Source organism: Plantactinospora sp. KLBMP9567 (genome assembly GCF_033446045.1).
Classification (GTDB): domain Bacteria; phylum Actinomycetota; class Actinomycetes; order Mycobacteriales; family Micromonosporaceae; genus Plantactinospora.
Genome location: NZ_JAWQRR010000022.1, coordinates 159,066 through 183,498, shown reverse-complemented (window position 1 = coordinate 183,498; position 24,433 = coordinate 159,066). Strand labels below are relative to the sequence as shown.

Below are 24,433 nucleotides of genomic sequence, written 5' to 3'. Positions count from 1 at the left end.
GAACCCGGTGGTGGGGCACGTTCATCTCGTCTGCTGTCCTTCCGACACGACGGCGGGGGCGGGCTGCCCCTGCCGGACATCACACTACGAATATCCTGCCGGCGCAGGATCCCATGTTCGTGCCACCGTCTTCCAGGGTGGCCAGGCGTCGACCCGGGCGGGGGGGGACAGTGCGGCACGCGTCGGTCGGTGATCTGCCCGACCAGTTCCGGCCAGCCGACCTGCCGGACGACGGGCCGGTCGGCGATCGGGCCCCGGACGTCGTCGCGGCCGGCTCCGGCCTGCTCACCACCCCCGGCCTGGTGGTGCTGCACAGTGGACCCGGTGGCGGGCGCAGCACCGCGTTGCACCGGCTCGGCGCCGCGTTCCGGGGGCCGGTCTTCGCCGGTGGCGGCCTGGCCAGCCTGCCCGGCGAACCGGCGTTCGCGCTGGCCCGCGCGGTCCGGGTCCGGCTGCCCGGGCACGATCCGGCACTGCTCGCCGAGGCGGTCCGGTCCCGGGTACGCGGCGGCCTGCTGCTGCTGGACGACCTCCAGTGGGTCGATCCGGCCACTCTCGCCGCCCTGGTGCCGCTGGCCGCACACTGCCGGATCGCGGTCGCGCTGCGTACCCCGCACCGGCTGCCGCCGGCCGCGGTGGCGGCGCTGCGGGCCGTCGCGGCGGGCTGGCTCACGGTGCCGCCGCTGACCGTGGAGTCGGCGACCCTCCTGGCCGGGCGGATCGCCCCCGGGCTGGGCCCGTCGACCGTCGCCGACGTGGTCCGACGGGCCGGCGGGGTGCCGCTGGCGGTGGTGACCCTGGCCCGGCAGGCGGCCGCGCAGCGGGCGGCCGGAGCACCCCGACCCGGCGGCACCGGCGAGCGGCGTCCGGAGCCGGTGCCGGCGGACCGCGACGCCGACCAGGTCGGCTACGCGGTGGCGGCGGCGCTGGCCGATCTCACCCGGCCGGCGCGCACCACGATGGCCGCGCTCGGGCTGCTCGGCCGGCCGGCACCGGCGGGGGTGCTCGGTGCCGGGGTCGACGAACTGCACGCCGCCGGCCTGGTCACCGTCGAGCAGGGCGGCGCCGCGCTGGTCGCCCCGGTCTCGCCGTACGTCGCCGAGGTCGCCGCCGGGCTGCTCGACGAGACCGGCCGGCAGGCGCTGCACCGGCGTCTGGCCGAGCTGGTACCACCGGCCGAGGCGGTCCGGCACCTGGCGGCGGCCGGTGACGGCGCGGCGGCGTACCGGCGGGCGCTGGACGTGGCGGCCGACGCCGACACCGCCGGTCTCCGCGCCGAGCTGTTGCTGCTCGCCTGCGCGCTGCCCGGCGTCGAGCCGGAACCGGCGGTCCGGGTCGACGCCGCCCGGGCCGCGCTGGCCTGCGGCCGACCCCGGGCCGCCGCCCGGGTGCTGGGCACCGGCACACCGCTCGGCGTCGACCCGGACCTGCTGCGGGCGGAGGCACTGGTCCAGCTCGCCGACCTGGCCGGCGCCCGGTCGGCGGTGGCCCGGGTACCGGACTCGGCCACCCCCGAGCAGCTCGCCGCCCGGGACCGGATCATGCTCCTCGCCCAGCTCGACGCCGACCCGGCCGAGGCGACCCGGGCGGCGGCCCGGATCACCGCCCTGCACGGCCCGGAACCGGCGCACCCGGGCCTGCGGGCCGCGCTGGCGGCGGTACGCGCCGCGAACCGAGCCCCGGGCTGGGAGTCGACGCTGGCCTCCGCCGCCGCGGCGGCGGGTACGGCCGGTGATCCGCTCTCCGCCCGGTGGAGTGCCTGGCTGCTGGTCGAGACGCTGCTCGCCGACGGCCGGCCCGGCGAGGCCGGGCAGGCCGCCGAGGCGGCCGAACACGCCTGCGCGGCCGACCTCGCCTACAGCTGGCAGACCCGGTTCCTGGCCGCCCGGCTGTGGTGCGCGGCGCTGCGCGGCGGGCTGCCCGCACTCGACTCCGGGACGGCACTCGACTCCGACGAGGCGCTGCGCCGGGCGGCCGACCTGACCGACCGGACGCTGCCCCGGCTGGCCCGGGGCTACGCGGTGGCCGCCGCCAGCCTGGTCGAGGCCGACGGTGGCCTGCTCGGCCCGGCCCGGTCCCGGCTGGCGGCCGCCACCGGCGGCTCCACCGGCGCCGACGCGCTGCTCGACTGGGTGAGCCGGGAGGCGGCCTGGCTGGACGGTCAGCCGGACCGGGCCGGCGGAGCATCCTCCGGCGGCCCGCCGCTGATCGACGGGCTGCGCCGGATCACCGCCCGCTGGGCGGCGTACGACGGCGCGGATGCCGGCCCCGGTCCGGGGCTGCCCGGCGGTGCGGTGACCGGCGTTCCGCCGGCGCCGGCGCCGGTGTGGCAGACCCTCGCCGCCTGGGACACCCCGGGCGGCGACCCGGCCGGCTTCACCCGGGCCGCCGACGGCTGGCGGGACCTGGCGGTCCGCGAGGAGGTGCGCTGCCTGCTCGCCGCCGGGCTGCACGAACCGGACCCGGCCCGGAGCGTCCCGCTGCTGCTGACCGCCGAGGAACGCGCCGAACGCGCCGGGCTGGTCGTACTGCTCGGCCGGATCCGCCGGGCGCTGCGCCGGCACGCGGTACGCCGAGACATCCGGGGTGCCCGCGCGGACGGCGACCTCACCGACCGGGAACGTGGGGTGCTCCGGCTGGTCGCGGCCGGCGAACCGACCCGACGTATCGCCGGTCAACTGGGTATATCCGCGGAGACGGTGGAGACCCACGTCCGGTCCGGGATGCGCAAGCTGGGCGCCCGCACCCGTACCGAGGCCGCAGCCCTCGCCCTGGAGGCGCTGTGACTGGTGCTGGAGGTGAGCGATGACCGAACCGCCGCGCTACGTCGTACCGTCGGCGACCGACGCGACCACGGTGCTGCGCCGACTGGCCCGGGACGGGTGGTCGACCCGGGAGGGGTTCGCCGTCGCCGAGCCCGGCTGGGACCTGGCCGCCGCCCGGCTGGTGCTGTTCGGCCGGGTACCGGACGCCGACACGGTCCGGCTGGCGGTACTGGCCGCGGCCCGTGGCGCCGGGGTGGTGGCCATCGTGGACCCGGCCGGCGAGGTCGGCCGGGCACTCGTCGACGACCTGAGCCGGCTCGGGCCGGTGCACCGGGATCCGGACGAGGTGCCGGAGTCCGACACCGAGTCGGTGGTGAGCCGGCTGATCCCCGAGCAGCGGGCGCTGCTGGAGCGGCTCGCCGACGGCGAGACCATCGCCGCCGCGGCGGCGGCGGAGTTCCTGTCGCTGCGGACCGCGAACCGGCGGATCGCCCAGGCCCGCGAGGCGCTCGGAGTGCGGACCACCCGGGAGGCCGTCCTCGCCTACCTGCGACAGCGCCGCTCCGGCTGACGGGCGCAGGGTTCGGAGTTCGGGTCCCGGATGGCGGGCCGGTGAAACTCAGGCGCAGCCCCAGCGCTCCTGGACCTGGATCGTGACCGGGACGCGCTGCGTCTGCAGCCCGTCCGACGCCGTCAGCACCGGCTGGTACACCCCGAACGGTAGCGGCGGCAGGGTCATCGCGATCAGATTGAGCGCGGTGTGACCATCGCTCGATCCGGGCGGGATCGGCGCGTGCGGCAGGCTGGTGGTCGTGCCGGCAGGCAGGTTGCGGGCTCCGACCTCGATGGGGGTCGACCACTCTCCGTCGATGGTGATCCAGAAGTACGTCCACCAGGACTCGCCGGCCGGAATGCAGATGCGCTGGCCGATGTTCGTCAGCTGCCAGCCGCCCTCCGACGTGGAGGTACCCGCCGCGGCGGCCGGCTGGCCGGCGATCAGCGCCAGGGTCAGAGCGGTGACCAGCCCGAGCGCCAACCGAGCGGCGCCGAAGGTCGATCGCAACATCGAAACCTCCCAAAGCTCGTTCGACGGGCGGCTCACACCCAGCATCGTCGTCACTCGTATCGCCGCCCTGAACCCGGCAGCCTACGGTTGTCGTCTCAGAGAGACATCAGAAGCAGCCGAAGCCGCCGAGAAGTCGCCTGTTGATAGTTTTCGCGACATGACACAGGGACGTGGATTCTTACTCAAGAAAGCGGCCTTCGCGCTGGCCTTTGCCGCTGCGTTTTCTGCCGGAGTGGCGGTGAACGCGGTCCCGGCGCTGGCCCAGCCGGCTCCGGGCCTGGCCGAGCAGGCTCGGGCTGCGGTGGTGGAGCCGCTCGTCACCGGATGCAACGGGAATCTACCGAGCGGATGGCAGTACCGGTCGTCGTTCCGGTACTGCGCGGAGTGCAGGTTCGCCGGCGAGGCATGGGAATACACCGGAAACTACCTGGCCCACTGCCAGACGTACGGGGATGGTTATCGGCTGTGGACGTTCTGCACCGCCTGCCGGAGCGACGAGTCGACACCGGGTTGGCGGCCGGTCCCGTCGGCGCAGTACGAGCACCGGTCCCACCACCGCACCGGACATTCTCAGCAAGGGTGAGCGACACGGCTTGCTGAGAGCACCGTCGACCTGCTCCGGATCCGCGTGACCGGCGCGGTTCGCTTCCCGCTCGCCGATGCCTAAATGGCTGGCCGGGAATTGCCGCGCTGCGTACCGTTTTCGATCACCAGGTTGGTCGTCGTCGGGGGTGGATCATGCGGGTGCCGTACCCTCGCACCCCGCACCTGCCCTGGTCGCCCGGGGTGGCCGCCGACGACCTGCGGGTCGGGGACCTGTCCGGCCTGCGTGGCCGGGAGGTGGTGGTGACCGAGAAACTCGACGGCGAGAACACCACCCTCTACCGGGACGGCCTGCACGCCCGCTCGCTGGACTCGGCGCACCATCCGTCCCGGGCCTGGTTGAAGGCACTGCACGGCCGGATCGCCGCCGGGTTGCCGGCCGGGTGGCGGATCTGCGGGGAGAACGTCTACGCCCGGCACTCGATCGGCTACCAGGATCTGGCGAGCTGGTTCTACGCCTTCTCGGTCTGGGCCGGTGACCACTGCCTGGACTGGGACCGGACGGTCCGGTTCACCCGGCGGCTCGGCCTGCCGGTGCCGCCGGTGCTGTGGCGGGGCACCTTCGACGAGCGGGCCCTGCGTACGCTGCGGCTCGACCCGGCCCGGCAGGAGGGTTACGTGGTCCGGACCGTCGACGGCTTTCCCCGCGCCGAGTTCGCCGCCCGGGTCGTGAAGTGGGTACGCCGGGACCACGTACGCACCGACGCGCACTGGATGCTGGCTCCGGTGGTGCCCAACGGGCTCGGCCCGCACGCCCCGCTCTGGGAGGTGCGGTCGGGCGGCCCGGCGGACGTACCCGCGCTGCTCGCCGCCACCCTCGGCGTCACCGGCACCGCAAACGACGGCACCGCCGGTGACGGCGGGACGGCCGAGCGGGCCGAGGAGGTCGTCGCCGACGTCCTGGCCCGGCTCGACCTGCTGGGCCGCTGCGGTGACCCGCGCCTGGCCGGGGTGCTGGCCGCCCTCTTCGCCCAGACCCGCCGGCCGGGGCTGGCGGCCCGCCTGGTCGCTCCGCTCGGCATGCCGCTGGCGCGCCGAATCAACGACCTGGTGGAGCTGCACACCGGCCCGCACCGGCCGTTTCCCGACGAGGCGCGCCGGGCCGGCCTGGTCCGGCTCGCCGACGCGGTCGACGTCGGCGTGCTGCACGCCGTCGCCGCCGCGGTGCTGACCGGCCGCGACGATGCCGGCAGCGCCGACGCACGGGAGCAGGTCGCCTGGTCGGAACTGCACGCCGACGAGGCCGGCCTGCTCGCCGAGGCGCCGCTGCGTCCGCTGCGGGCCGAACTGCGTACGGCGCTGCGCGGGTGCGACCCGGAGGCGGCGGACCGGTGCTGGGCCGAGGCCCGCCGGGCGTACGCGGACGGCCGGATCGGCACGCCGGAGCAGGCACCGGCGGCGACCTGGCGGTGGCGGTCGGGGCGCTTTCCCCGGCTCGTGCTGACGGTCGGGCCGGCCGGCAGCGGCAAGAGCAGCTTCGCGCAGCGCCTGCCGGGCGTGGCCGGGATCGTCTCCCTCGACGAGCTGCGCCAGGCCCGGGGGTCCCGCGCCGACCAGCGGGCGAACGCCGAGGTGTTGCGTGCCGGCCTGGACCGGCTCGACACCCTGCTGGCCGCCGGCGGGACGGTCGTCTGGGACGCGACCGCGCTGAACCGGCAGCAGCGGTCCCTGGTGCACGCCGTGGCCCGCCGCCGCGACGCACTGACCACGCACGCGGTGCTGCTGGTTCCGGACGACGTGCTGGCCCGGCGCAACGCCGACCGGGCGTACCCGGTGCCGCCGGAGGTACTCGCCGGCCAGCTCCGCCGGTTCCGGCCGCCGCTGCCGGGGGAGGCGCACCGCACCTGGTACGTCGGGCCGGACGGCACGGTCGGCGACGTCGCCGGCAGCCTCGCCGACGAGGAGCCGGAGAACCCGGCCGACGGTGCGCCGGTGCGCGACGGTGCGCCCGTGTTCGGCGAGGTGGGTTGAGCATGCGGACCAGCGAGGAGATCTACCACCGGATCCGCTGGGATCCGCGTTTCGACCCGGCCCGGTTCGTGCTCGGGGTCAACGTCCGGGGCACCGACCCGAAACGGGTGCCGTTGCCCGCGTTCACACCGGGCGGCGACATCCCGTGGCACCGGGTGCTGTTCATCGAGGCGGACGGCGAGGTGGTCTGGGACCGGGCCGCCGGCCTGGACCGGATCGACTCGGCTCCGGTGGGCCGCAGCCGGCGACCCCGGCTGCTCCGGGCGCCGTCTTTCGCCGCCGGCACGCCGTTCCGCTGGTCGGCCGGACCGGGTGACCGGACCGGCGTACCGGCCGCCGGCTGGCGTGCCGCGCCCGCGCCGGCCGGCACCGCACCGCTGCCCGGCCCGGCCCGGCTGCGGGTGCTGACCTGGAACACCCTCTGGGACCGGTACGACAGCGACCGGATCGACACCGCCCGGCGCCGGCCGCTGCTGCTGGCCGCGCTCGAAGACGCCGACGCGGACGTGATCGCCCTGCAGGAGGTCGAAGCCGGGCTGCTGCACCTGCTGCTGAGCGCCCCCTGGGTCCGCGCCGGCTACACCCTGGGCACCGACCCGACCGGTCGGGACGTCGACGACACCGGGCTGCTGCTGCTCAGCCGGCTGCCGGTCCGGGAGGCGGGCCGGCACCCGCTCGGCCCGCACAAGGCGGTCGCGGCGATCACCGTGGAGTCGGCCGCCGGGCCGGTGGTGGTGGCCGGTACCCACCTGACCAGCGACCACGCCGACGGCGGGGCGGCCCGACGGCAGGTCGAACTGGCCCGGCTCGCCGAGGCGCTGGCCGGGATCGACGGACCGGTGGTGCTGGTCGGCGACTTCAACGACGGCGGACGTGGCCCCGGCGTCCTGCCCGAGGTACGGGACGCCTGGTCCGAGCTGCACGGGCCCGCCGACCGGACGCCGACCTTCGACCCGCAGGTCAACCCGTTGGCGGCCGTCTCGTCGCTGTCCGGCCGGGCGGGCCGGCTCGACCGGGTACTGCTGCGCGGCACCGGACTGCGGGCCGAGGCCGCCGCCCTGCTCGGCACCGCCCCGGCCTCCGTCGACGGCCTGTTCGTCTCGGACCACTACGGCGTCACCGTGGACGTCGTAGTGGACGGCTCGACCGACCCGGCCGGCGTACCCGGCGAGCCGGCCCGACCCACCGGGGTCGAGGACGCGGCGGGAGCCGCCCCGGAGCCGACCCCGCGTTGTTGTCGCCACCGCCGCTGCACCGCCGGCACGCCGCCTGGGCGGTGCTGACCGTACGGGCGGTCCGGGGCGAGGCGTTCAGCGTGACGCTCGGCCGGGTCCGGGGCCGGGTTCGGGCCCTGCTCACCGCCGTGGAGCGGGCCGGGGCAGCGGAGCCGCACGCCTGGCCGCGCCCGTTCGAGCGGACTCCGGAGCTGGCCCGGTACGTGATCGGCCTCAGCCCGACGCCACCGGATCCGGTCCGGCTCGCCGAGGCGGCCGCGCCCTGGACGGCGGGACTGCCCGGTGCCACCGTCGACTGGCTGCCCGGCGGCGACGTGCCGACCCTGCGGTGAGCCGCGCACCGAACCCGGGCACGATGCTCCCGCCGCCGGGAACACCGTGCCCGGGTCAGCCGCCGGCTGCGTCGTCGAGGCGGGGACGGCGGTGCTGGCGCCGGGCTTCGGTGGGCCGGGTCGGGTCGACGTACCGGGGCCGGTCGGGTTCGTCTGGGCGCAGCGGTGCCAGGGCGACGGTGAGCGCCTCGATGATCGCGTCGGTGGCCCGGGCGGCGGCGCCGGGGCTGGTCGGGTCGATCCCGGTCAGGTCGACGGGCGGGCCGAAGTGCACCCGGATCACCGGCCGGCGGAGCATCGCCCGGCCGACCGCCCGGAGCATGCCGGCCGGTGCGGCGTACGGCAGCACCTCGTGCGCGCCCCACTGGGCGACGGGCACCACCGTGGCGCCACTGGCGAAGGCGAGCCGAGCGGTGCCGGTCTTGCCCCGCTCGGGCCACATGCCGGGGTCGAGCCCCATCCGCCCCTCCGGATAGACGAGCACCACCGAGCCCTGGGCGACGGCCGACGCCGCGTGCTCCAGGGCGAGTCCGACGGTCGGGGTACGCCGGTCGACCCGGATGTGTCCGCTGGCCCGCATCGCGGAGCCGACGATCGGGGCCCGGAAGACACCGCCGGTGGCCATGATCCGAGGCGCGATCCGGCGTACCCGGCAGGCGGCGGTCAGCACCACCGGGTCGAACGGGTTGAGGTGGTTGGCGGCCAGGATCAGCGGGCCATGCCGCAGGTCGTCGGGCACGTCGCCGGTGACCCGCAGCCGGGCGAGCAGCCCGACCACGCCCCGGGCGAGGACCTGGAGGAAGAGCCAGAAGCGAGGGGCGCGCCAGGGTGCGGCGGTGGTGGTCTCCATCAGCGGTCGATCGTCGCACGCGCCGGCCGTCCGGGAGGCCCGGGGCCGGGGGTGTCGCGCCGGCCGGGACGCGGTGTGCCGCCGCCGGTTGCACGAGTCCGGCGACCCGGCGGTGGCGTCGGAGGCGCCCGGCGGACGTGATCGACCTCCCAGCGCCACCGTCTACGACGACGGGTAGTATTTACTACGTCCGGTAGTAAATACCTGGGGGTTTGCCGTGGACGCGCTCGACGTCGCCCGGTGGCAGTTCGGTGTCACCACCGTCTACCACTTCCTCTTCGTACCGCTGACCATCGGGCTGTCGGTGCTCGTGGCGATCCTGCAGACCCGCTGGCATCGCACCGGGGAGCTGCGCTACCTGCGGTTGACCAAGTTCTACGGCAAGCTCTTCCTGATCAACTTCGCGATGGGTGTGGTCACCGGCATCGTGCAGGAGTTCCAGTTCGGGATGAACTGGAGCGACTACTCCCGCTTCGTCGGCGACGTCTTCGGCGCCCCGCTGGCGATCGAGGCGCTGCTCGCGTTCTTCCTCGAATCCACCTTCCTCGGCCTGTGGATCTTCGGCTGGGACCGGCTGCCCCGACGGATCCACCTGGCCACCATCTGGGCCGCCGCGCTCGGCTCGACGCTGAGCGCGTACTTCATCCTGGCCGCGAACTCCTGGATGCAGAACCCGGTCGGCTACCGGATCAACCCCGACACCGGCCGGGCCGAACTCACCGACATCGTCGCCGTACTCACCAACAAGGTCACCCTGGTCACCTTCCCGCACACCCTCGCCGGCTGCTTCCTGGTCGCCGGGGCACTGATGGTCTCGATCGCCCTCTGGCACCTGCGCCGCCCGACCGGCAAGGCCGGCAAGCAGGCCGCCGAGCGGCAGAGCCCGGCGGCGGGGGAGGACCGGGCCGCGTTCCGGTTCGCCGCCCGGTTCGGCGCCTGGGTCACCCTCGCCGCCGCGGTCGCCGTCGTGATCACCGGCGACCTGCAAGGCAAGATCATGACGCAGGTGCAGCCGATGAAGATGGCCGCCGCCGAGGCGCTCTACACCACCGAGGCGCCCGCCTCGTTCTCCGTACTCACCGTCGGCAGCCTGGACGGCAGCCGGGAACTCTTCGCCATCAAGATCCCGTACCTGCTCTCCGTGCTCGGCACCGGCGACCCGAACGGGCAGGTCCGGGGAATCAACGACCTCCAGGCCCAGTACGTCGCCCAGTACGGCCCCGGCAGCTACACCCCGGTCATCCCGGTCACCTACTGGAGCTTCCGATTCATGATCGGCTTCGGGTTGGCCGCCGCCGCGATCGCCGCCTGGGTGCTCTGGGCGCAGCGCCGCGGCCGTACCCCGAACTCCCGCTGGCTGGTCCGGGCCGGCCTGGTCATGCCGGTCCTGCCGCTTGCCGCGAACTGCTTCGGCTGGATCTTCACCGAGATGGGCCGGCAGCCGTGGGTCGTCTTCGGCGAGATGCTCACCCGCGACGGCGTCTCCCGCAGCGTCTCGCTGGCCGAGGTCCTCACCTCGTTCACCGCCTTCACCCTGGTCTACGCCACCCTCGCCGTCGTCGAGGTCCGGCTGCTGATCCGGTACGCCCGCGCCGGCCTGCCGGACACCGCACCGCCCGCCGAACCCGATCCCGACACCGACGACGAGAACCGCCCCCTCGCCTTCGCCTACTGACCCGGCGCCGCCCGCCGCACCCGCAGCCCGCCCACGACCGACCCGACCGGAGTCCACGATGGACCTGTCCACCTTCTGGTTCCTGCTCATCGCCGTGCTCTTCACCGGCTACTTCATCCTGGAGGGCTTCGACTTCGGCGTCGGCATCCTGCTGCCCGTGCTCGGCCGCGACGACCGGGAACGCCGGGTGCTGATCAACACCATCGGGCCGGTCTGGGACGGCAACGAGGTCTGGCTGATCACCGCCGCCGGTGGCCTCTTCGCCGCCTTCCCCGGCTGGTACGCCAGCCTCTTCTCCGGCTTCTACCTGCCGTTCCTGCTCGTGCTGCTCGCCCTGATCTTCCGAGGCGTCGCCTTCGAGTACCGGCACAAGCGCCCGGAGGCAGCCTGGAAGGCCCGCTGGGATCTCGCCATCTTCCTCGGCTCGCTGATCCCCGCCGCGCTGTGGGGAGTCGTCCTCGGCAACCTGCTGCGCGGCGTACCGCTGGACGCCCGGCACGACTACACCGGCGGACTGCTCGACCTGCTCAACCCGTACGCGCTGCTCGGCGGGGTGACCACGACGGCGCTGTTCGTCACGCACGGCGCCGTCTTCCTGGCGCTCAAGACCACCGGCGAGATCCGGGCCCGGGCCGGCCGGCTCGCCGCCCGGGCGGCCACGGCCACCGCCGCGGTCACGGCCGTGTTCCTGGCCGTCGGCCTGACCATCCGGCACACCCCGGCCGCTGTCGGGCTCGCCGTGGCCGCCGCGCTCGCCCTGGCCGGGGCGCTGGCCGCCACCCGGGCACGGCGGGAGGGCTGGGCCTTCGTCGGCACCGCCGCCGCGATCGGGCTGACCGTCGCCGCCCTGTTCGCCGCGCTGTTCCCGACCGTGCTGCCGTCCACCACCGACCCGGCCGGCACCCTCACCGTCGACAACGCCGCCTCCAGCGCCTACACCCTGAAGGTGATGACCTGGGTGGCCGCCCTCTTCGCCCCCGTCGTCGTCGCCTACCAGGGCTGGACCTACTGGGTCTTCCGCAAGCGGATCGGGGTCGCCAACATCCCCCGCTGACCATCCCGCCCCGCCATCCGGAGTTGTACCGGCGATTTGAGACTTGAACGGCCGCCAACCGGCACACCCCGCGCCCACACGCACGCCAAGCCTCAAAGAGGACTTCAATGAAACAATTGAAGCGAAAGGCTCGTACAGGGCATCGACCTTCCGCAACTCCGGAGGCCCCCGATGGCACAACTCCCGATCCGGTACATCCGGGTCGCCGACGTCACCCGGATCACCCCGAAAATGGCCCGGATCACCTTCACCGGCGACGACCTCGCCGACCTGCACCTCGACGGCCCCGACCAGCAGGTGAAGCTCTACTTCCCGAGACCGGGCCAGCACCGCCCCCGACTACCCGACCCCGACCCCGACCTCTGGCGCTGGTACGCCGGCTTCGCCGACATCCCCGCACCCGTTCGCCCCTGGACCCGCAGCTACACCATCCGATCCCACCACCCGCACGGCAACCTGATCGACATCGACTTCACCCTGCACGAGCACGCCGGGCCCGCCACCCGATGGGCCGAATCCGCCACCCCCGGCGACACCCTCGGCATGTTCGGCCCATCACCGGTCTTCGCCCGGCCTGTCCCGATCGGCAGCACCGACTGGATGCTGCTCGCCGGCGACGAGTCGGCGCTGCCGGCGATCGGCACCATCGTCGAGGCGCTCCCCGCCGGCACCCGCGCGCACGCCTTCGTCGAGATCCCCGACCGGGCCGAGGAGCAGCACCTCGACACCCCGGCCGACCTCACCCTGCACTGGCTGCACCGCGGCGACCCGCTGGCCGCACACGGCAGCCGCCTGCTCGACGCCGTACGCGCCGCGACCTTCCCGGCCGGCTCGGTCTTCGCCTGGCTGGCCGGCGAGGCCGGCACCGTACGCGCCCTGCGGCGACACCTCGTCGACGACCGTGGCCTACCGAAACAGTCGATCGACTTCACCGGCTACTGGCGGCGCAACCTCACCCAGGACGACGACCCGACCGACGAGGACCTCGCCGAGGCACGCGAACGCCGCGCCGACGCCGAGGACACCACCCGGACCCGGTGACCCGCACGGCGGGCGCCGGCAGCCACCCCGGCGCCCGCCCGGCAGACCCGACCCGCTGGGCGGAACCGGCACCCGTCCGGGCGGCGCCACGCGAGTCTCGCATCCACCCTCCCGGTCCCGTCGCCTCCATAGACGCCGCGGGAAGCCGCGAGGGTTACCGCCACCACCACCGAACTCGACCCGGCTCCGACCCCGCCACCCACCATGCTCGGCCCGGACCGGCCACCGTCAGCCGAGATCGACCACCGGATACAGCGGATAACCTGCCAGCAGCTCCGCGGCCTGCCCCGCCACCCGCTCGGCAACCGCCCGATCCAACACGTACCGGGCCTTCGACGGCGCACCGTCCGGCCCGACCCCCGGCCGGGTCTGCGTCAACACGGTGTGCAGCAACCCGGCGACCTCGTCCATCTCGGCCACCCCCAGCCCCCGACTGGTCAACGCCGGCGTACCGAGCCGCACCCCCGACGTGTACCAGGCGCCGAACGGATCACGCGGCACCGAATTCCGGTTCGTCACGATGCCGGCATCCAACAACGCCGCCTCGGCCTGCCGCCCCGTCAACCCGTACCCCGACACGTCCACCAGCAGCAGATGATTGTCCGTACCACCGGTCACCAGCTTGGCCCCCCGCCGCACCAACCCCTCCGCCAGCGCCACCGCGTTCTCCACCACCCGGCCCGCGTAGGCCGCGAACTCCGGCCGCCGCGCCTCCGCCAACGCGACCGCCTTCCCGGCCATCACATGCGGCAGCGGGCCGCCGAGCACCATCGGGCAGCCCCGGTCCACCTGGTCGGCCAGCTCCGGCCCGCACAGCACCATGCCGCCGCGCGGGCCCCGCAACGACTTGTGCGTCGTCGTGGTCACCAGATGCGCGTACGGGACCGGATCGAAGTCACCGGTGAACACCTTCCCGGCGACCAGCCCGGCGAAGTGCGCCATGTCGACCAGCAGCGTCGCACCGACCTCGTCGGCGATCTCCCGCATCAGCCGGAAGTTCACCCGCCGCGGGTACGCCGAATAGCCGGCCATCAGGATCAGCGGCCGGAACTCCCGGGCGACCCGGCGCAGCTCGTCGTAATCCAGCAGCCCGGTCTCCGGATCTGTGCCGTAACTACGCTGGTCGAACATCTTGCCGGAGATGTTCGGCCGGAAACCGTGCGTCAGATGCCCACCCGCGTCCAACGACATGCCCAACATCCGCTGGTCACCCAGCTCCCGCCGCAACACCGCCCAGTCCTGGTCGGTCAGCTCGTTCACGTGCCGGACCCCGGCCCGCCGCAACGCCGGCGACTCCACCCGGTCGGCCAGCACCGCCCAGAACGCCACCAGGTTCGCGTCGATCCCCGAATGCGGCTGCACGTACGCGTGCGCCGCCCCGAACAACTCCCGGGCATGCTCCGCCGCGACCGACTCCACCGTGTCGACGTTGCGGCAGCCGGCGTAGAACCGGCGGCCGATCGTGCCCTCCGCGTACTTGTCGCTGAGCCAGTTACCCATCGCCAGCAGCACCGCCGGGGACGCGTAGTTCTCCGAGGCGATCAACTTCAACGACTCGCGCTGGTCGGCCAGCTCCGCTCCGATCGCGTCGGCGATCCGGGGCTCGACCGCACGCACCACGTCCAACGCCGCGCCGAACGCGACAGACTCCGTGGACCTCGTGCCGAGTGGGGACACCTGGTTGGCCATGAAAACCTCCTGGGCAGGGAAGATTGGCCCAGGCGCACGGCACACGTCACTCGACGGGACCGCTTCCCGATGGTTGACCCCATCCCAGCACGCCAGTCACGGTCCGGGTCGAGCGTACCAACCCGCCCGGCCCGCATCGACCAACCACGCCGACCCGCCGACCCGATCCGACCGCCAGCCCCGGCCGGCGCCGCGAGCACGACCAGCCGGGGCTCCGCGTCGCCCAGATCTCCAGGGTGGACGCGTGGACGCGACGCGACGGCTCAGCCCGCGTCGCGCAGCTCCGCCAACCGCGCCTCGATCTCCGCCAGCTCGGCCCGCAACTTCTCCGCCTGCTGCTCGGCCTCCCGCCGCTCCACCGCCATGATCTGCTCCACCGCCTCGTGCACCCCGGGGACATCGATCAGCGCCACCATCTTCAACGCCTCGGCCGGCTTGATCACGTACGGCTTCGCCAGCGACTTCGTGCCCTGCGTCGCCGCCAGCGTCCACTCGCCGTCCGCGTACGTCAGGGTGACCGTCAACCCCGCCGGACCCTTCGGCTTCACCGCCTTCGTCGCCCGACGGGTCGGCTTCGCCTCACCCTCACCCTCGCCCTCGCCGTCCGCCGGACGGGCCGGGGGAGTGTCCACTGCGGTCACTGTCGCCTCCTTGCGGGGTGCCGGGACCGGCTCCCTGACAATCTTGAACTCTGGTTCGGTGGCCGGCTCGGGCTCCGGCTCCGGCTTCACCGCTGTCCGTCGGGTCGCGCCCTTCGGAGCAACGGCCAGATCGGTGGGGGAGAAGGGCAACTCGTCCCGGCCGAACCGGACCACCACCCACTCCTCGGACACCTCCGGATCGGTCAACTCCACCACCTGACCGAGCTGACCGGCGATCTGCCCCGCCGCCTCGGTGAACACCACCTTCGGCTTGCGACCACCCGCCAACGCGTCCCTGATCTGCTGCAACTCCTCGGTGGACAACCCCTGTTCGGCGGTACGCGCGGCAGCCATCGGATCCCTCTTCCGTACACCTGTTTGATTCATGACTTACTACCAGGCCGGCCCGACAACGTCGAGACGGACACACCGGTCCGAGATCAACAAAACCGCCGCCCGGTCCCGGCCACCTCCGCCGCGCCCACACCTGGCAGGATCGCCGACTACCGGACCCGCGCGGCCAACCCGCGACAACCACACCCCCGCGCCCCGGCACACCCCCGGCCCCGACCCGGCAGCCGGGAACGGCGACAACCGAGGGGAGAGGCCCATGACGCCGCTGACGGTGGTGACCGGCGGCAGCCGGGGCATCGGCGCCGCGACCGTACGACAACTCGCCACCGCCGGACACGACGTCGTCTTCTGCTACCGCCGCGACACCGAAGCCGCCGACGCCGTACTCCGGGACATCACCGCCGCCGGACGCCAGGGCCTGGCCGTCCGCGCCGACACCACCGACCCCGACCAGGTGCTACGACTCTTCGACGAGGCCGGGAAACTCGGCGAACCCACCGGCCTGGTCAACAACGCCGGAGTGACCAGCCCGATCGGCCCGTTCCAGGACCTGACCGTCACCGACCTGCGCCGCGTCGTCGACGTCAACCTCATCGGCTACGTCCTCTGCGCCCAGCAGGCCGCCCGCCGGTTCGGCACCGGCGGGGCGATCGTCAACGTCTCCTCGGCGGCGGCCACCCTCGGCAGCCCCGGCGAATACGTGCACTACGCCGCCGTCAAAGCCGCCACCGACACCCTCACCGTCGGGCTCGCCAAGGAACTCGCCCCGCGAGGCATCCGGGTCAACGCCGTCTCACCCGGCATCATCGACACCGAGATCCACACCATCTCCGGAGTACCCGACCGGGCCCAGCAGGCTGCCGGCCGGGTACCGCTCGGCCGCGCCGGCCGCGCCGACGAGGTCGCCGCCGCGATCGTCTGGCTGCTCGGCGACGCCGCCTCCTACACCACCGGCGCGGTACTCCGGGTCGCCGGCGGCATGTAGCTCCCCGTCCCGCCCCCTCCGGGAGGGCCGTCTCGGCAAGACGTCCTGGTGGGGCGCCAGCCGTGCTGGGCAAAGTCGGCCGCTTATGGCACGATTTCGCAGGTGAGCAGCACACCCGCCGAGGCACAGCACCTCCGCGACCTGGTGCGGCTGCGTCGGGTCCGCGACAGGATCGACCGGGAGCACGCGCAGCCGCTGGACGTCGAGGCGCTCGCCCGCGGCGTGAACATGTCCGCCGGGCACCTCAGCCGACAGTTCCGGCTCGCCTACGGCGAGTCGCCGTACGCCTATCTGATGACCCGGCGCATCGAGCGCGCCATGGCACTGCTGCGTCGCGGCGACCTCACCGTCACCGAAGTCTGTTTCGCGGTCGGCTGCCAGTCGCTGGGCACCTTCAGCACCCGGTTCACCGAGCTGGTCGGTGTACCGCCGAGCACCTACCGGGCCCAGACGGCTCAAGCGACCGCGGAGATGCCACCGTGCATCGCGAAACAGGTGACCAGACCGATCAGGAATCGAGAAGCGCGGGCCGGGCAGCCGCAACTAGCGTGCTGGCCATGAACATCAGCATTCACGCGGCCTTCCTCCCGCACACCGACCCGGACGCCGCGCTGGCCTTCTACCGCGACACCCTCGGCTTCGAGGTCCGCAACGACGTCGGATACCAGGGGATGCGCTGGATCACGGTCGGCCCCGTCAAACAGCCCGAGACCTCCATCGTCCTGCACCCGCCGGCCGCCGACCCCGGCATCACCGACGACGAGCGGCGCACCGTCCTCGAGATGATCGCCAAGGGCACCTACACCGCCATCACCCTCGCCACCGACGACCTCGACGGCGTCTTCGACAGACTCCAGGCCAGCGGTGCCGACGTCGTCCAGGAGCCGACCGAGCAGCCGTACGGGGTCCGTGACTGCGCCTTCCGCGACCCCGCCGGCAACCTGATCCGGATCAACCAGCTCCGCTGACCCGGCCGGCCGTCGCTCGGCCGGGTCAGCCCCGCACCTGAGCACCGGTCAGGTCACGGGTCAGGTGGCCAGCCCCGGGCCGGCGCCCCGGCGGTGCCTCCGGCCGGGGCGGACCACGTAACGTTGTCGCGACCACGGATCAGAGAGAACCAGACAGACGACTCCAAACCGGTCAGACGGTGCCAGGCGACGCCGCCGAAGACCGCGAGGCGGCCCGCCCACGAAGGGAAGACACGGAAGCATGGCCACGAGCACGGACACCCCACCGCCCGCGCCACACATCGCCGACAGCCACGACCTGATCCGCGTGCACGGTGCCCGCGAGAACAACCTCAAGGACGTCAGCGTCGAGATCCCGAAACGCCGGCTGACGGTCTTCACCGGCGTCTCCGGCTCCGGCAAGAGCTCACTGGTGTTCAGCACCATCGCCGCAGAGTCGCAGCGCATGATCAACGAGACGTACAGCGCCTTCGTGCAGGGCTTCATGCCCACACTGGCCCGGCCCGAGGTCGACGTACTCGACGGGCTGACCACCGCGATCATCGTCGACCAGGAACGGATGGGCGCCGACCCCCGCTCCACCGTCGGCACCGCCACCGACGCCAACGCCATGCTCCGAATCCTCTTCAGCCGGCTGGGGGAGCCGCACATCGGCTCGCCCAGCGCCTTCTCCTTCAACGTCGCCTCCGTCCGTGCAAGCGGTGCGATCACGGTCGCCGGCAAGACCACGAAACAGACCTACACCCGCACCGGCGGCATGTGTCCCCGCTGCGAAGGCCGAGGCAGGGTCTCCGACATCGACCTCACCCAGCTCTACGACGACTCCAAGTCGATCGCCGAGGGCGCCTTCACCATCCCCGGCTGGAAGTCGGACAGCTGGTGGACCGTACGCACCTACGCCGAGTCAGGCTTCCTCGACCCGCACAAACCAATCCGCGAGTTCACCAAGCGGGAAATGCAGGACTTCCTCTACCGGGAGCCGACCAAGGTGAAGGTCGAAGGCGCCAACCTCACCTACGAGGGGCTGATCCCCAAAATCCAGAAATCCTTCCTCTCCAAGGACCGGGAGGGGATGCAACCGCACATCCGGGCGTTCGTGGACCGCGCCGTCACCTTCACCACCTGCCCCGAATGCAGCGGCACCCGGCTCAGCGAGGCCGCCCGGTCGTCCCGGATCAAGGGCGTGAACATCGCCGAGGCGTGCGCGATGCAGATCAGCGACCTGGCCCAGTGGATCCGCGACCTCGACGAACCGTCGGTGGCGCCGCTGCTCGCCTCGCTACGGCAGACCCTCGACTCGTTCGTGGAGATCGGGCTCGGCTACCTCTCGCTCGACCGGCCGTCCGGCACCCTGTCCGGCGGCGAGGCGCAGCGCACCAAGATGATCCGCCACCTCGGCTCCTCGCTCACCGACGTCACCTACGTCTTCGACGAGCCCACCATCGGTCTGCACCCGCACGACATCCAGCGGATGAACAACCTGCTGCTACGGCTACGTGACAAGGGCAACACCGTACTCGTCGTGGAACACAAGCCGGAGACCATCGCCATCGCCGACCACGTCGTCGACCTCGGCCCCGGCGCCGGAACGGCGGGCGGCGCCGTCTGCTTCGAGGGCACCGTCGAGGGACTACGGGCCAGCGGCACCATCACCGGCCGCCATCTCGACGACCGGGCCGCCCTCAAGGAGACGGTCCGGAAGCCCACCGGCCAACTTCCGATCCGCGGCGCCACCGCCAACAACCTGCGCGACATCGACGTCGACATCCCGCTCGGAGTGCTGGTCGTCGTCACCGGCGTCGCCGGCTCCGGCAAGAGCACCCTCGTACACGGGTCGATCCCGGCCGGCGCGGGCGTGGTCTCGATCGACCAGGGGGCGATCCGCGGTTCGCGACGGAGCAACCCGGCGACCTACACCGGGCTGCTCGACCCGATCCGCAAAGCGTTCGCGAAGGCCAACGGGGTGAAGCCGGCGCTGTTCAGCGCCAACTCCGAAGGCGCCTGCCCCAACTGCAACGGCGCCGGCGTCATCTACACCGACCTGGCCATGATGGCCGGCGTCGCCACCACCTGCGAGGAGTGCGAAGGAAAGCGGTTCGAGGCATCGGTACTCGAATACCACCTCGGCGGCCGCGACATCAGCGAGGTGCTCGCGATGTCGGTGACCGAGGCCGAGGAGTTCTTCGGCACCGGCGAGGCGCGTACCCCGGCCGCGCACGCCATCCTGCACCGGCTCGCCGACGTCGGGCTCGGCTACCTCAGCCTCGGCCAGCCGCTCACCACGCTCTCCGGTGGCGAGCGGCAGCGGCTCAAGCTGGCCACCCACATGGCGGAGAAGGGCGGCGTCTACGTCCTCGACGAGCCGACCGCCGGCCTCCACCTCGCCGACGTCGAGCAACTGCTCGGCCTGCTCGACCGGCTCGTCGACTCCGGCAAGTCGGTCATCGTCGTGGAGCACCACCAGGCGGTCATGGCACACGCCGACTGGATCATCGACCTCGGCCCCGGAGCCGGCCACGACGGCGGCCGGATCGTCTTCGAGGGCACACCCGCCGACCTCGTCACCGCCCGCTCCACCCTCACCGGACAGCACCTCGCGGCCTACGTCGGCCGCTGACCGAACCCCCTGCGGACACCGCGAGCGGAGCGGGGACAAGCTCCGGAGCTGCGCAATCTCTGGAATGGGCCGGCGTCGATGCCTACGGCGACGCCGGCCCGGAGACTCCGCACCGGCCGTCGACGCGTGAGGCGCGATCCGCAGGGGAGGGACCTCGGACGTCTCGGCGACAACGGTCGGGGACGCCTGCGGCTGGGTGCGGCCGGCGCTGCTGGTGGTCGACTGCTCGACGCTGGTCGTGCGCTCGACCGGCGAGCCGGACCCACGTGGCCCGGGGCGGCGCACGGCCAGGCGACCAATCGGCCGTACGCCGAACGGTTTGGCTGAGAGGCCTGCGCGCGGGCCCAGGGACGAGTTCAAAGGCCCACTTCTCCCGCCCCTGGTCGAGGTCGATAAGATACATTATGTCAACTAATCGTTTCCGGGCCCCTCCGCCGGGAGTGGCGGAGCCTGGAAATCCGGCATGCGGGCGCCGGGCGCCGCTGGCTACCTGGTACGCGACCCGATCACGAACCCAGCCCAGCCGAACTCGCCTTGACGCGAGGTTGGCTGGGCTGCGGCTGGCCAGGCGCTGGAGCGACTGGCGACGTACTTCCGTCGACGGCGAGAGCCGCGACCACGTCTCGATCCGGCATAAGACGGCAGCAGAACATGTCCGGGCCGAACGTGCCGCTCCTCGTCCCCTCTCCCAGTTCGGTGCGCCGACTTCGAGCGGCTCGGGAGCAGCGTCTGCCAAGATCGCCGACTGGCCGGATTGTCAGAAATCATGCATAATATTCGTTATGCAGGACAAAGAGGACTTTCTGCTACTCCCCCTGGTCGAGCAGTTCCTGACCTCCCGCGCCACCCGCAAGCCCTCCCCGCACACGCTGGCGGCGTACCGCCGGGACCTGCTGGCAATCGCCCGGCTGGTCGCCGACCACCACACCACTCCCCTCCCCCTGGCGGCCCTGCCGATCCGTGCCCTGACCGCGCGGTCGCTGCGGGCGGCCTTCGCCCGGTTCGCCGCTCCCCGGGCCGCCGCCTCGATCTACCGGGCCTGGTCGACCTGGAACGGCTTCTTCGACTTCCTGGTCGCCGAGCAGGTGGTGGCCGGCAATCCGATGCCCGCCGTGGACAAGCCTCGGGTGCCTCCCGCCCCGCCGAAGCCGCTGCGCGGCGAGCGTACGCCGGAGCAGTTGCTGGCCGGAGTCGTCCGGCCAGACCAGCGGCAGCGTGATCCGTGGCCGGAGCGGGACCTCGCGGTACTGGCCCTGGCGCTCTGTGCGGGGCTACGCCTGGCCGAGTTGCTGGCGCTGCGGGCGGGTTCGCTGGTCGGCCGGGACGGTGAGCGCCGGGTCGAGGTGAACGGCAAGGGCAGCCGGTCCCGGTTGATTCCGGTGGAGCCGGAGCTCGACCGGGTGATCGTGGACTATCTGGAGAGTCGACGCCGCCGGTTCGGCTCCCGTACGGTCGGGCCGGACTCGGCGCTGCTGGTCGACCGGCAGGGTGCGCCGCTGCGCCGGGGTGGCCTGCAGTATCTGGTGGAGTCCTGCTACCGGCGGGCGGGGATCGCCGACCGGGTGCCGCCGGGAGCGCGACTGCACGCGCTGCGGCACACCTTCGCGACCCGGTTGGCCGAGGACGGGGCGAGTGCCCCGGAGATCATGCGGCTGCTGGGGCACGCGAGCCTGGCGACGAGTCAGAGTTACATCGAGGTGACCGCCGAGCAGGAGCGGGCGGCGGTGCGGTCGAACCGGACCAACCGTTCGCTGGGCACGCTGTTGTCGGAGTGGTCGGGCGTGGGCGGTTCCGCTTAGCGGGGTGCGGCGGTGGGCAGGCCGGAGACGTTGAGGACGAGGGTCCGGCGGTCGGCGGTGACGACTCCGACCAGGTGGTCGTCAATCGCCACCTGTTCGGGTCTCTTCTCGCCGACGGCGAACCGGTTGGTGCCCTGCCCGACGGTGGTGTCCTCGACCTGTAGGTGCCAGCGCGGTGGTGAGCCGCCGACGGTGCTGAGCAGCAGTCGGCCGTCGGCGGTGGCCTCGAGGCTGGCAGACTCGGGGAGTTCAGGTTTCTGTGCGTCGCCGCTGGTGCCGTTGACGAGTCGGGGGTCGCTGATCGTATCGAAGGTGCCGCGTCCGGTGACCAGCATGTCGCCGTGGGCGTACCAGTTCTCGTCGGAGTGCTCGACGGTGGCGCTCCAGCGCTGTTTGCCGGTGCCGGTGTCGAGGGCGATGACCCGGTGGTCGACGCTGTTGGTGATGGCGACGCAGACGAGCTTGGACGCGCAGGGTTTGATCCGTTCGACGCGGTCGCCGGCGGCGAGCGGCACCTTCCATTTGAACCTGAGGGTGGGTACGGCGTAGGCGGCGAGGACGTGGTCGTCACCGGTGGTCTTGCCGATGACCGCGTTGTCGTGGGCGGTCCAGAGGTCGGCTTCGAGTGGTAGTTTGCCGCTCCCCCGGACTTTTCCGGTCTTGGCGTCGAGTACGTAGCCGCGGTCGTTGGCGGAGTCGAGTTCGACGATGGTGCTGCTGCCGCCGGGTGCGTCGTTGAGGGTGCCGGCGACGGCGGGCAGGGCGCCCGGGGCGGGTGTGCCGGGTGTGGTCCACTGCCGTACCGGTTCGGCCCGGTGTTCGCCGGAGGTGAGCAGGTCGGGTTCACCGGCCTTGCTCCACAGTTGCCGGCCGGTACGCAGGTTGATGCGGCTGATCGCGACGTCGTCGGAACTGCCGAGGGTTTCGACGACGGCGTCGGTGCCGTAGTAGGCGACGTCGATGCGGTCGGGCCAGACACGTTGCCAGAGCACTTTGCCGTCTTTGCCGGAGAGTACGGCGCGGACGTTCTCGCCACCGTTGGTGACGGAGTCCTCGCCGTCGACGATGATCAGGTCTTCGACGGCGGTGAGTCGCAGGTCGGTGGGTTCGATCGGCAGGGTTGTCGTCCACCGGGGTGGGCCGGCGGAGGCTGTCAGGGCCACGACTTCGGTGCTGCGGTTGCCGGCGACGGCGGAGATCACGTCGGTGCCGCGTACGGTGACGGCGGCCGTGCCCCGGCGGGTGCTGGCGTGTGCGTTGACCTGGTCGAGGGTTCCGGCGGGTGTGGAGCTGGGGCCGAGGATGCCGAGGCCGGTGATCTGGTTGTTCAGCCATTCACCGCCGACGACGACGGTGCTGACGCAGCCGGCGACGGCGAGGAAGGCGGTGGTGGTGACCAGGAGGCGGCGGATCCGTCGGCGGCGCGGGTTGGCCGGCGGCGCGGGTCGGGGGGTGGCCGGTCGCGGTGCCGGGGCGGGTGGCTGTGCGAGTCGCCCCGCGGGCGGCACGGGTGACGGAACGGGGCGCGGTGGGACGGGGGCGCCGCTGGTCGGATATCCGGGTGGACCGCTGGTCGGGTGTCCGGGTGGGGTGGCCGGGTGTCGCGGTTCGGGTCCGGTGTGGTGGACGGCCCCGTACGCGACGGGGAGTTCGGGTTGTTCGGGGACGGTGGGGGCGATGCCGAGCCGGGCGTGCAGGCGGCTGGCGACCAGGGGCAGCCGGCTGGATCCGCCGACGAGCAGCAGGCTGTTGAGGTGTCGGGCCTCGATGCCGGCCCGGTCGAGGGTACGGCGGGTCTCGTCGACGGCGCGGGCGACGAGTGGTCCGGCGATCCGGTCGAGTTCGTCGCGGGTGAGGTGCAGTGGGTCGTCGCGGCCGGGCACCTGGACGGGGGCGCTGGCGGTGCGGGAGAGCATCTCCTTGGCGGCGCGGACCTCGGCCCAGAATGCCTGCCGGTCGCGGCGTTCGGCGGGGGTTTCGGGGTGGCGTAGTCGTCGCCACTGTTCGGGGTCGCGGAGTTCGACGAGCTGGCCGAGGTGGGCGACGAGGGCGTCGTCGATGTCGAGGCCGCCGAGGTCGTCGAGGCCGCCGGTGGCGAGGACGCGCAGGCCGGTGGGGTCGCGGCGGACGACGGCGACGTCGAGGGTGCCGCCGCCGAAGTCGAAGATGCCGATGCTGCCGCCGACGGGGATCTGCTGGTGGAGGATCTGGGCGCAGTAGGTGGCGGCGGCGACGGGTTCGTCGAGGAGTCGGACGGTGCCGAGGCCGGCGTCGGCGGCGGCGGTGCGTAGCAGGGTGCGGCGGGGTTGGCCCCAGTCGGCGGGACAGGTGAGGACGGTGGCGCCGGTGGGGTCGATTCCGGCCGTACGGGCTTCGTCGGCGACCCGGCGCAGGGTGGCGGTGAGGAGTCGTTCGACGGGTACCTCGTCGGTGCCGAGCAGCAGGGTGCCGTCGTCGACCCGGCGTTTCGGGTGTGGTTCGTACCGTTGTGGGTCGGTGCCGCCGAGCCGGACGGCGTCGCGTCCGGTGTGTACGGTGCCGTCGGGGGTGAGGTGGCCGGCGGAGGCGAGTAGCGGGGTGCCGTCGAAGATGAGGGCCCGGGCCGGTTGGTGGTGGTCGCGGCGGACCACGGCGACGGTGTGGGTGGTGCCGAGGTCTATGGCGAGCCGGACCGGCTGGTCCACCGAGGTCACCTCCGGGTGCGGCGGGTGCGGCGGGGTGGGCGCGCCGCGTGCGGATGCTACTTCCCGCCGTGCTGCTGGCGGGGCGGGGGTGTCGCCGGTCCGGG

Annotated in this window: 19 protein-coding genes and 1 riboswitch; of the genes, 14 read left to right on the top strand and 5 right to left on the bottom strand. The window is 73.0% G+C overall.

The genetic code is table 11. The features are described from left to right. Positions 1–170: 170 nt before the first annotated feature. Both R6Y94_RS18495 and R6Y94_RS18490 read left to right on the top strand, forming a co-directional pair. A complete protein-coding gene (locus R6Y94_RS18495) occupies positions 171–2,786 on the top strand; it encodes a helix-turn-helix transcriptional regulator (protein WP_318397118.1) in 2,616 nt (871 codons plus the stop codon). A gap of 19 nt (positions 2,787–2,805) precedes the next feature. Next, the gene (locus R6Y94_RS18490) at positions 2,806–3,336 is read left to right on the top strand and encodes a LuxR family transcriptional regulator (RefSeq protein WP_318397117.1); all 531 of its coding nucleotides are present in this window, start codon (positions 2,806–2,808) and stop codon (positions 3,334–3,336) included. A 48-nt stretch (positions 3,337–3,384) separates the two neighbouring features. On the opposite strand, the gene R6Y94_RS18485 is transcribed toward R6Y94_RS18490, so the two are convergent. Next, positions 3,385–3,801: a DUF5980 family protein gene (locus R6Y94_RS18485; protein ID WP_318397116.1), complete on the bottom strand. Its 417-nt coding sequence runs from the start codon at positions 3,799–3,801 to the stop codon at positions 3,385–3,387. On the opposite strand from R6Y94_RS18485, the gene R6Y94_RS18480 reads away from it, so the two are divergent. The 4 genes from R6Y94_RS18480 (at position 3,782) to R6Y94_RS18465 (ending at position 7,972) form a co-directional block, all read left to right on the top strand. After that, a complete protein-coding gene (locus R6Y94_RS18480; protein ID WP_318397115.1) occupies positions 3,782–4,414 on the top strand; it encodes a hypothetical protein in 633 nt (210 codons plus the stop codon). The genes R6Y94_RS18485 and R6Y94_RS18480 overlap by 20 nt on opposite strands. A gap of 161 nt (positions 4,415–4,575) precedes the next feature. Next, positions 4,576–6,405: an RNA ligase family protein gene (locus tag R6Y94_RS18475; protein ID WP_318397114.1), complete on the top strand. Its 1,830-nt coding sequence runs from the start codon at positions 4,576–4,578 to the stop codon at positions 6,403–6,405. Between the two features lie 2 nt (positions 6,406–6,407). Next, positions 6,408–7,688 carry an RNA repair domain-containing protein gene (locus tag R6Y94_RS18470; protein ID WP_318397113.1) on the top strand — a complete coding sequence of 427 codons (1,281 nt, stop codon included), beginning with the start codon at positions 6,408–6,410 and terminating at the stop codon, positions 7,686–7,688. Then, positions 7,637–7,972 (top strand): hypothetical protein, encoded by a 336-nt coding sequence (locus tag R6Y94_RS18465; protein ID WP_318397112.1) that lies wholly within the window; start codon positions 7,637–7,639, stop codon positions 7,970–7,972. Before R6Y94_RS18470 ends, R6Y94_RS18465 begins: the two co-directional genes overlap by 52 nt. 55 nt (positions 7,973–8,027) lie before the next feature. On the opposite strand, the gene R6Y94_RS18460 is transcribed toward R6Y94_RS18465, so the two are convergent. Then, positions 8,028–8,822 (bottom strand): lysophospholipid acyltransferase family protein, encoded by a 795-nt coding sequence (locus R6Y94_RS18460; RefSeq protein ID WP_318397111.1) that lies wholly within the window; start codon positions 8,820–8,822, stop codon positions 8,028–8,030. A 217-nt stretch (positions 8,823–9,039) separates the two neighbouring features. Between R6Y94_RS18460 and R6Y94_RS18455 the strand changes: the two genes are divergently transcribed. From R6Y94_RS18455 to R6Y94_RS18445, 3 genes are all read left to right on the top strand, one after another. Next, entirely contained in the window at positions 9,040–10,497 is a 1,458-nt protein-coding gene (locus tag R6Y94_RS18455) for a cytochrome ubiquinol oxidase subunit I (RefSeq protein ID WP_318397110.1), read from the top strand. A 58-nt stretch (positions 10,498–10,555) separates the two neighbouring features. After that, on the top strand, positions 10,556–11,551 hold the full coding sequence (gene cydB, locus R6Y94_RS18450; RefSeq protein WP_318397109.1) for a cytochrome d ubiquinol oxidase subunit II: 996 nt from the start codon (positions 10,556–10,558) through the stop codon (positions 11,549–11,551). Positions 11,552–11,722: 171 nt separating this feature from the next. Beyond that, entirely contained in the window at positions 11,723–12,592 is an 870-nt protein-coding gene (locus R6Y94_RS18445) for a siderophore-interacting protein (RefSeq protein ID WP_318397108.1), read from the top strand. Positions 12,593–12,820: 228 nt separating this feature from the next. On the opposite strand, the gene R6Y94_RS18440 is transcribed toward R6Y94_RS18445, so the two are convergent. Beyond that, on the bottom strand, positions 12,821–14,281 hold the full coding sequence (locus R6Y94_RS18440) for a glycine hydroxymethyltransferase (RefSeq protein WP_318397107.1): 1,461 nt from the start codon (positions 14,279–14,281) through the stop codon (positions 12,821–12,823). A gap of 19 nt (positions 14,282–14,300) precedes the next feature. Continuing rightward, a riboswitch (ZMP/ZTP riboswitch) is annotated at positions 14,301–14,391 on the bottom strand. Between the two features lie 153 nt (positions 14,392–14,544). Further along, a complete protein-coding gene (locus tag R6Y94_RS18435) occupies positions 14,545–15,276 on the bottom strand; it encodes a hypothetical protein (protein ID WP_318397106.1) in 732 nt (243 codons plus the stop codon). A 256-nt stretch (positions 15,277–15,532) separates the two neighbouring features. Between R6Y94_RS18435 and R6Y94_RS18430 the strand changes: the two genes are divergently transcribed. The 5 genes from R6Y94_RS18430 to R6Y94_RS18410 all read left to right on the top strand — a co-directional run bounded on the left by R6Y94_RS18430 (position 15,533) and on the right by R6Y94_RS18410 (position 21,645). Next, complete coding sequence (locus R6Y94_RS18430; protein ID WP_318397105.1) at positions 15,533–16,261, top strand: SDR family oxidoreductase; 729 nt, start codon at positions 15,533–15,535, stop codon at positions 16,259–16,261. 102 nt (positions 16,262–16,363) lie between these two features. Continuing rightward, a complete protein-coding gene (locus tag R6Y94_RS18425; protein ID WP_318397104.1) occupies positions 16,364–16,822 on the top strand; it encodes a helix-turn-helix transcriptional regulator in 459 nt (152 codons plus the stop codon). After that, positions 16,819–17,229, top strand: coding sequence for a VOC family protein (locus tag R6Y94_RS18420; protein ID WP_318397103.1), 411 nt, complete (start codon positions 16,819–16,821; stop codon positions 17,227–17,229). The genes R6Y94_RS18425 and R6Y94_RS18420 overlap by 4 nt, the downstream gene beginning before the upstream one ends. 241 nt (positions 17,230–17,470) lie before the next feature. After that, on the top strand, positions 17,471–19,846 hold the full coding sequence (locus R6Y94_RS18415; protein ID WP_318397102.1) for an excinuclease ABC subunit UvrA: 2,376 nt from the start codon (positions 17,471–17,473) through the stop codon (positions 19,844–19,846). 782 nt (positions 19,847–20,628) lie between these two features. Then, positions 20,629–21,645: a tyrosine-type recombinase/integrase gene (locus tag R6Y94_RS18410; RefSeq protein WP_318397101.1), complete on the top strand. Its 1,017-nt coding sequence runs from the start codon at positions 20,629–20,631 to the stop codon at positions 21,643–21,645. Here the strand turns inward: R6Y94_RS18410 and R6Y94_RS18405 are convergent. Continuing rightward, complete coding sequence (locus R6Y94_RS18405; protein ID WP_318397100.1) at positions 21,642–24,329, bottom strand: Hsp70 family protein; 2,688 nt, start codon at positions 24,327–24,329, stop codon at positions 21,642–21,644. The two genes, R6Y94_RS18410 and R6Y94_RS18405, sit on opposite strands and share 4 nt — an antisense overlap. Between the last annotated feature and the right edge of the window lie 104 nt (positions 24,330–24,433).